Annotated in this window: 7 protein-coding genes and 1 tRNA gene; 3 read left to right on the top strand and 5 right to left on the bottom strand. The window is 52.7% G+C overall.

The features are described 5' to 3' along the window. Positions 1 to 350 precede the first annotated feature (350 nt). The 5 genes from NTX71_11920 to NTX71_11900 all read right to left on the bottom strand — a co-directional run bounded on the left by NTX71_11920 (position 351) and on the right by NTX71_11900 (position 4,398). Entirely contained in the window at positions 351 to 827 is a 477-nt protein-coding gene (locus tag NTX71_11920; protein ID MCX6340605.1) for a hypothetical protein, read from the bottom strand. 1,140 nt (positions 828 to 1,967) lie between these two features. After that, positions 1,968 to 2,043 (bottom strand) — tRNA-Pro (locus tag NTX71_11915). 375 nt (positions 2,044 to 2,418) lie between these two features. Beyond that, positions 2,419 to 2,556: a hypothetical protein gene (locus NTX71_11910; protein MCX6340604.1), complete on the bottom strand. Its 138-nt coding sequence runs from the start codon at positions 2,554 to 2,556 to the stop codon at positions 2,419 to 2,421. Between the two features lie 176 nt (positions 2,557 to 2,732). Then, complete coding sequence (locus tag NTX71_11905; GenBank protein ID MCX6340603.1) at positions 2,733 to 3,677, bottom strand: histone deacetylase; 945 nt, start codon at positions 3,675 to 3,677, stop codon at positions 2,733 to 2,735. A 115-nt stretch (positions 3,678 to 3,792) separates the two neighbouring features. Beyond that, positions 3,793 to 4,398 (bottom strand): DUF799 family lipoprotein, encoded by a 606-nt coding sequence (locus NTX71_11900; GenBank protein MCX6340602.1) that lies wholly within the window; start codon positions 4,396 to 4,398, stop codon positions 3,793 to 3,795. Between the two features lie 447 nt (positions 4,399 to 4,845). Between NTX71_11900 and NTX71_11895 the strand changes: the two genes are divergently transcribed. From NTX71_11895 to NTX71_11885, 3 genes are all read left to right on the top strand, one after another. Beyond that, complete coding sequence (locus tag NTX71_11895; protein MCX6340601.1) at positions 4,846 to 5,694, top strand: sulfite exporter TauE/SafE family protein; 849 nt, start codon at positions 4,846 to 4,848, stop codon at positions 5,692 to 5,694. Between the two features lie 8 nt (positions 5,695 to 5,702). After that, a complete protein-coding gene (locus tag NTX71_11890) occupies positions 5,703 to 6,119 on the top strand; it encodes a DUF1634 domain-containing protein (protein MCX6340600.1) in 417 nt (138 codons plus the stop codon). Between the two features lie 236 nt (positions 6,120 to 6,355). Continuing rightward, entirely contained in the window at positions 6,356 to 6,640 is a 285-nt protein-coding gene (locus NTX71_11885) for a GIY-YIG nuclease family protein (protein ID MCX6340599.1), read from the top strand. The last annotated feature ends 237 nt before the right edge of the window (positions 6,641 to 6,877 follow it).

The raw sequence follows: 6,877 nt of genomic DNA, 5'->3' as shown, positions 1-6,877 counted from the left end.
TGTCCGGGCGAGAAGCTGCCTTTACTTTTACGACTCAATAATTGCTTGGGGAATCTCCGCCGGATTTACTATACTTACTTGGAAGCGGTTATTGAACGCCGCTCAAAATAGGTTCGAGCAGCGTTCAGTAGATCCGACCATCTTAAACTTCCACTGGCGAGTTCTTTTTGCGAAGGGAAAATCCGACTTCCGACTGACTGTCCGCTTTTGTCGTAACTGCTTTTATAAAAGGGAATTAAGTCGAAAGGCTTTTGAAAGTCGAAAAAGACCTTTCTGTCCAGCAGGCGGCGGTTCACAGGCGCTACGCGCCTGTGAAATAGGAATTTCATTCCAATTTTTTTCCAGTGCCGCTATGCGGCACCACGAAGCAAGTTTTTCAGAATCCCGCGCTTTTTCCGCCTCCGGCGGAATGGCCAAAGGCGACTAATCTTGTGAGGTGAATCATGAATATCAAATATTTCCTGTACGCTCGTAAAAGTATCGAGGATGAAGATCGACAGATTATGAGCATTGAAGCGCAGCTTGCGGAGTTGGCTGAGCACGCCAAGCGAGAAGGGCTGACTATTGCCGAGCGATTTATTGAGAGTAAAAGCGCAAAGAAGCCGGGGCGAGAGGTGTTCAATGAGATGATGGCAAAAGTCCAGGAGAGCAAGCAACCCGTGGGACTTATCGCATGGCATCCCGACCGCCTCGCTCGCAATAGCGTTGATGGCGGGCTCATTATCTATTCCATAGACACCGGCAAGATCGCTTCTTTGCGCTTCCCCACGTTCTGGTTTGAGCCAACTCCGCAAGGGCTCTTTATGCTCCAAGTCGCCTTTGGCCAATCAAAGTATTACTCCGACAATTTGTCGGAGAATGTAAAGCGCGGGATTCGCCAAAAGCTCAGGCGCGGAGAGTGGCCCGGCCTTGCGCCCCTCGGTTATATGAACAATCCCAAGACAAGATCAATCGAGCCGGACACAGTGAAAGCAAAGATTATCAAGAAGGCGTTTGAGGAATACGCGCAAGGCCGGCACACACTGGAAAGCCTGGGAGAGCGCCTGAGCTTTTGGGGCGTGGTGAGCAAGACCGGAAAACCGCCCTGTAAGGCAACACTCCAGAGGATGCTTACAAATCCCATATATATCGGAATCATCGAGCATAATGGGGAATCTTACGAGGGCGGTTTTCCACCAATTGTTTCCAGAGCGACTTTTGAAGCCGTGCAAAAAGTGCTTGGGAGCCGGGCCAAGCCGCGCAAGTCCAGGAAGATGCATTATTTCCCATTCAGAGGGCTGTTGACGTGCGGTGAATGCGGCGCGGCGATTACCGCGCAATATGCACACGGTAACGGAGGTACATTCAAATATTACCGGTGCACCAAGCGGCTTGCCCCATGCTCCCAGAGGTACTTACGAGAGGATTTAGTAACCGGACAGATAAAGGCACGGCTTCAAGAAATCGCTCTCTGCGAAGACTGGGCCGATAAAATGCTCGCCAAAGTAGATGAATGGGAACAGGAGCAGGCCCAATCTTCGCAGGCTTTCGCCCAAAATCTGGATGTGAAGATTAGAGAGGCGGAGCAAAGGCTGGATAAGCTGGTGGATGCATATCTTGAGGGGATAGTCGATAAGGATAGCTATCTGATAAAGAAAGATGGCCTTATCAAAACCAAGATCGACCTATCCCAGAGAAAGGCAGATTTTGGGCGAAAGGGAAACAATTGGATCGAACCACTCAGAGAGTGGATTAAAACCGCTCACCACGCCGAAAAACTTGCTTCGTCCAACGAACTTGATGAAATCAAGTCGTTGGTGGAAAAAATTGGAACGAACCGCCGCCTGCTGGACAGAAAGGTCTTTTTAGACTTTCAAAAGCCTTTCGACTTAATTCCCTTTTATAAAAGCAGTTACGACAAACAAAGCTGCGACTTTTTGAGTCGGATTGTTCCCTCGGGAAAAGAGCTTTGCGACGAAAGTCTAAGATGGTCGGGGCGGGCGGATTTGAACCGCCGACCTTCTGGTCCCAAACCAGACGCGCTTCCAGCTGCGCTACGCCCCGATTAATCTCTCTAGGAACTTCCTGCTTTTTTGAGATTTAATATAGCGTTCTCTTCTTCTTGCATCGGCAAGATTATCATATTCCTCTTTGTGCACTAATTCAAACGGCCGGTAATATCTATTACTTTTTGTTTCGCCAGAATTGTGTTCGTTCAGGCGGTTCTCTATATCTTTGGTGCATCCTGTATAATAACGGCAATTCTTACTGCTTTTTAGAATGTAAATATAATACATATTGAACTGCCGACCTCCCCGATCTCAATCGGGACGCGCTTCCAGCTGCGCTACGCCCCGATACTACAGTGGAGGGTGAATAGTGAAAAGTGAATAGTGTATGGCTAAATTATATCAAAAAAGCAGTTAATGCTCCTCTGCGTCAGAATCCCTGAGATTTCTTCTGCTGCTCTTTCGCCTCTTCTCTCTGGACCCGGTCCTTCTGCTTCTCTATCATCTCATAATAATCAGCCTTCTGCCGGGGTGTGAGTTTGCCCCAGTTCTTTTCCGCGTAGTACATGAAAATTCTCTCTTGTTTCCGGACAATCCTCCTCTCGCAGCCGGAGATGCATAATACAATAAGAGAAGCACAAATGAGAATTGCGCGGCCGTGATAAATCAAACCCCTGCATAGTATTTCTCCATACATATTAAATAATCCGCTGCGATCCGCATTCATCCGCGGTTTAAAACATTTCATTTCATCAATTCCTTCACGTGGGCCACGACGGAATCGCCTAGATTCTTCAGGTTGTAGCCACCCTCGAGCACGGAGACCATCCTGCCGCCGCAGTGCCTTTCCGCAATCGCCTTCACTATCTCGGTCATGTGCCCGAATCCCTCCGTGGTCACAGCAAGATTCGTGAGCGGTTCGCCGCCGTGCGCATCGAAGCCAGCCGAGATCAGCACGAAATCCGGCTTGAATTTCTCCGCCGCCGGCAGGAGTATATCCTTAAATGCCATGAGATATTCGGCATCGCCGCTCCCCGGCCGCATCGGGACGTTGACGGTGAAGCCGAGGCCGGCGCCCTCTCCCCTCTCCGATGCTGCCCCACTTCCCGGATAGCAGGGAAACTGGTGCGTGCTGAAATAAAAAACGTTGGGATCACTATAGAACGCCTCCTGAGTCCCGTTACCATGATGGGCATCCCAATCTACGATCAGGACGCGGGATAGATGGTGTCTGTCCCTAATATATCGAGCCGCGATGGCAACATTGTTGAACAGGCAGAAGCCCATGGCCCGGCTGCGCGTCGCATGATGACCGGGGGGCCGCACCGCGCAGAAGGCGTTATGCACCTTCCCCGCCATGACGGCGTCCACGGCCTTCAGTACTCCGCCAACTGCCAGGAGCGCTGCATCGAAGGACCCTTCGCTTGCGGTGGTATCCCAATCGAGATCAGTGGGAGCTCTTTCACAGGCCTCGCGGACGCGCTCGATATAAAACTTGTCATGGACGCGCGCGATCCACTTCAGCTCGGCGGGGGCTGGCTCTATGGGGTTCAGCTTCTCCCGGAGCCGCGCCTCATCAAGGACTCTGATAATCGCCCTGAGTCGCCCCGGGCTTTCGGGGTTCCCAGGGCCGGGATCGTGCGTGAGATATACATCGCTATAGACCAGGCCGGTTTGCCCTGTGCTCATCCTGAGATCACTCATCCGTCTGTTATCCAGGTGGCATCCAGAGTTCAAGGAGGACGGGAGTAGCGTCACCGACAGATAGAGCGCAACACAGCCATGGCCATTTCTTCGCCCCGTTCTACATCGCCATCGGCTTGTCATGCGCCAGCTTCTGCGCGAGCTGCACCAGCATCTTGTCACGGGTCTTTTTGAGCGCGCTGTCCGTTGAGATCAAGAGGGCAAAGTTCCGCCCCTTTGCCTCCCAGAGCAGGCGGTTATCCGGCGTCCCCCTCAGCCGCATGGTAATCTCCACCAGCCCGAATGTTCTGTAGAAGAGGTAGTTCTGCAGGTAGAATGAGACCTCTGCGAAGAGGATAGCGTCGGCGCCGGTCAATTGGCGAAAGTTTCTCATCTCGCTCCGGCTGAGTATTGACTTCTTCTGCAGGTTGAGCCTGGTGAGCGCCTCCCTGACGGTTGCCGGGGGGATGATCTGGTAATCTGTTTTCGCTGAGAGCGAGGCGACGACCTGTTCATCGAAGGTGTCCGGCGGCACCACGCGCGGCCTCTTCTTTGTCCAGGCCCACATCTCGTACCGGTCGGCGGTTGTCTGATTGTACGCGATCACCGCCACGCGCGTGATCTTTCTTCCCCTGTCGCAACGGCTGTAGTTGACCGTCGATAGACCGGCACAGCCGGCAGATACGAGCACACTCGCCGCAACGGCATACAAGGCTGCTCTCTTCATTTTTGAACCCCCTTCATCTTGAGCTGATCTTCGCTCTCTCCGTAGCCCGCCATACCTCTCCGAAACACGGAAACCCCATATTAGTACAGCACGCCGGTGCTGTCAAGACGGGAAGAAGCTCTGGACTTTCCCCATTTTCGCTACGGACCTTCAATTTTTTACCACAGAGAAGCACGGAGTACACAGAGAAGTTCATGAGTGTAACCACGGATTATGAGGATTAATTTTAGCCACAGATGAACACACCTGCCGGCAGGCAGGGATACACACAGATCAATCTCTTTCTAGAAATCAGAAACGAGAAACTGTTGTTGCTGCTGTAACAGTCTCCGTGCTCTCTGTGCGCCTCCGTGAGCTCCGTGGTGACAACGTTACGACTGTTTTTTATACGTTGCAATTCTTGTTTTTTGCTAGGGTGAGGGGGCAGATAATGAAAAATCAGCAGAGATCATCATGACCCCGCTTGAATTCACACTCATCAATCTCGCGCTTTCCTTCTGCGCTGGCGTTATTGGGGCCCTCCTCGGCATCGGCGGGGGGCTCATTATCGTTCCGGCCCTCACGCTCCTGCTCGGCATAGACATACGATATGCAATCGGCGCCTCCATCGTCTCCGTGATTGCCACGTCCATCGGCTCTTCCTCCACCTACCTGAGAAAAGGCATCACCAACATGCGCCTCGCGATGTTTCTCGAGGTGGCCACCGTGGCGGGAGCGATCATCGGAGCATTCATCGCAGTGATCATCAACGCGAAATGGCTCTACTTTGTTTTCTGTTTTACCCTCCTCTATCTCGCATACACCATGGCCCGGATCAAAAAGAAGGTTCATCTTATGGCGGAGAACTCCGACAATCTCGCCCTGCGCCTCAAGCTGCACAGCAACTACTACGACGAGGCCATCGAACGAGAGATCCATTACGGGGTGAGACATAGTGGTGCAGGGTTTGCGGTGAGCTGTCTGGCAGGAGTGGGCAGCGGACTGCTGGGCGTGGGCGGAGGATTCCTGAAAGTGCCAACAATGGATGCCATCATGGGGGTGCCCATCAAGGTGGCCACCACGACGAGCAACTTCATGATAGGGGTGACGGCCGCGGCGAGCGCGGGAGTGTACTTCGCGCGTGGGGACATAGCCCCATTCATCACCGCGCCGGTCGCGACAGGTGTCATACTCGGCTCTCTTGCGGGGGCCAGGATCCTCAGGCATATCAGCAGCGCGAGACTGCGCTACGCCTTCGTGACCCTGCTCGTCTGGATAGCACTCGGGATGTTCTGGAAGGGAATGCACGTGAGATGAATGAAAATATGCATAATGATGCAATGAACGGCGCCCTTGACGCAGAGGTCGAAAGGGTTGAGAAGATTATCAGTCGCATCCTCTTCGCCGGAGTGATCGCGGCGCTCGCGCTCATCGTCGGGGGTACGGTCACAAGCTTTGTCCACCATCCGGACTACGTGACCGCTCCCTGTGCGCTTCCCCGACTCACCAGCCCTGGCGCGAATACAATGCAGACCATCCTCCAGGTCGAGTCCGGCATCTTGAACTTCCGCGGACGGGCAGTGGTAATGGCGGGGTTGCTTCTCCTGATTCTAATGCCTGTCGTGCGCGTGGCCGTCACGATTTTTGCTTTTATTCATCAACGGGACTGGATCTATGCGGTGTTCACCACCATTGTCCTTCTGCTCCTGATAATTTCATTTATCCTGGGGAAGACCGGCTAAGGTGGAATCCGCGGAAGGGCTCCCTTCAGGAATTTCCAGCACTAGAACTTTCTATTTGACGGAGCTAGTTATTATGTTAGTATTGCTTAGAATTAACTATTGCGGGGTGGAGCAGCAAGGAAGTTCGTCAGGCTCATAATCCCGCTGAGCGGGATCGCTGGTTCTCCCGCCAGGCAGTACAGTCAACGCTACCAATCACGATGGGCTCCGCATCACTGTGGAGCCTTTTTTCTTGCATGATGAGCAAGAACTATTTTGTTTATATCCTCTGGTCTGCCTTCCACAAACGCTTTTATATTGGTGTCACCGATGATGTCAAACGCCGCCTCGACCAACATAATGCCGGCATATCCAAATGGACCAGAGGCAGGGGCCCGTGGGTTATAGTGTGGCAGCGTTTATTTTCAAGCCTATCTGAAGCGCGTCGCTTTGAAAATCGGCTTAAAAAGCAGAAGGGGGGCAATAAATTTTTCGAACACGCTGGCCTTGATCCCGCCGAGTTCAGGTTGCCGGGCTCATAAGCAAGCTGAGTGGGGTTGGTTTGCTCACACCACACCTTCCTCAAGCTCCGGTCGTTCCTCTAATTCCACCCTCTATCAAGAGCACTAGAACTTTCTATGTCATACCAAAATGATAATGTCCCCTATCTGCCAAAGTAGAAATGTCCCCTATAATAGCCCCCGACAAGGGGGTGGAAATGAGAGAGGGGATACTGGAGATGAGCCGTAAGGAGCGGGACAGGTTGGGGGTGATGGGGC

Source organism: Candidatus Auribacterota bacterium, from assembly GCA_026392035.1.
Taxonomy (GTDB): Bacteria; Auribacterota; Tritonobacteria; order UBA1439; family UBA1439; genus JAPLCX01.
This window is presented reverse-complemented; position numbering and strand designations above follow the sequence as displayed.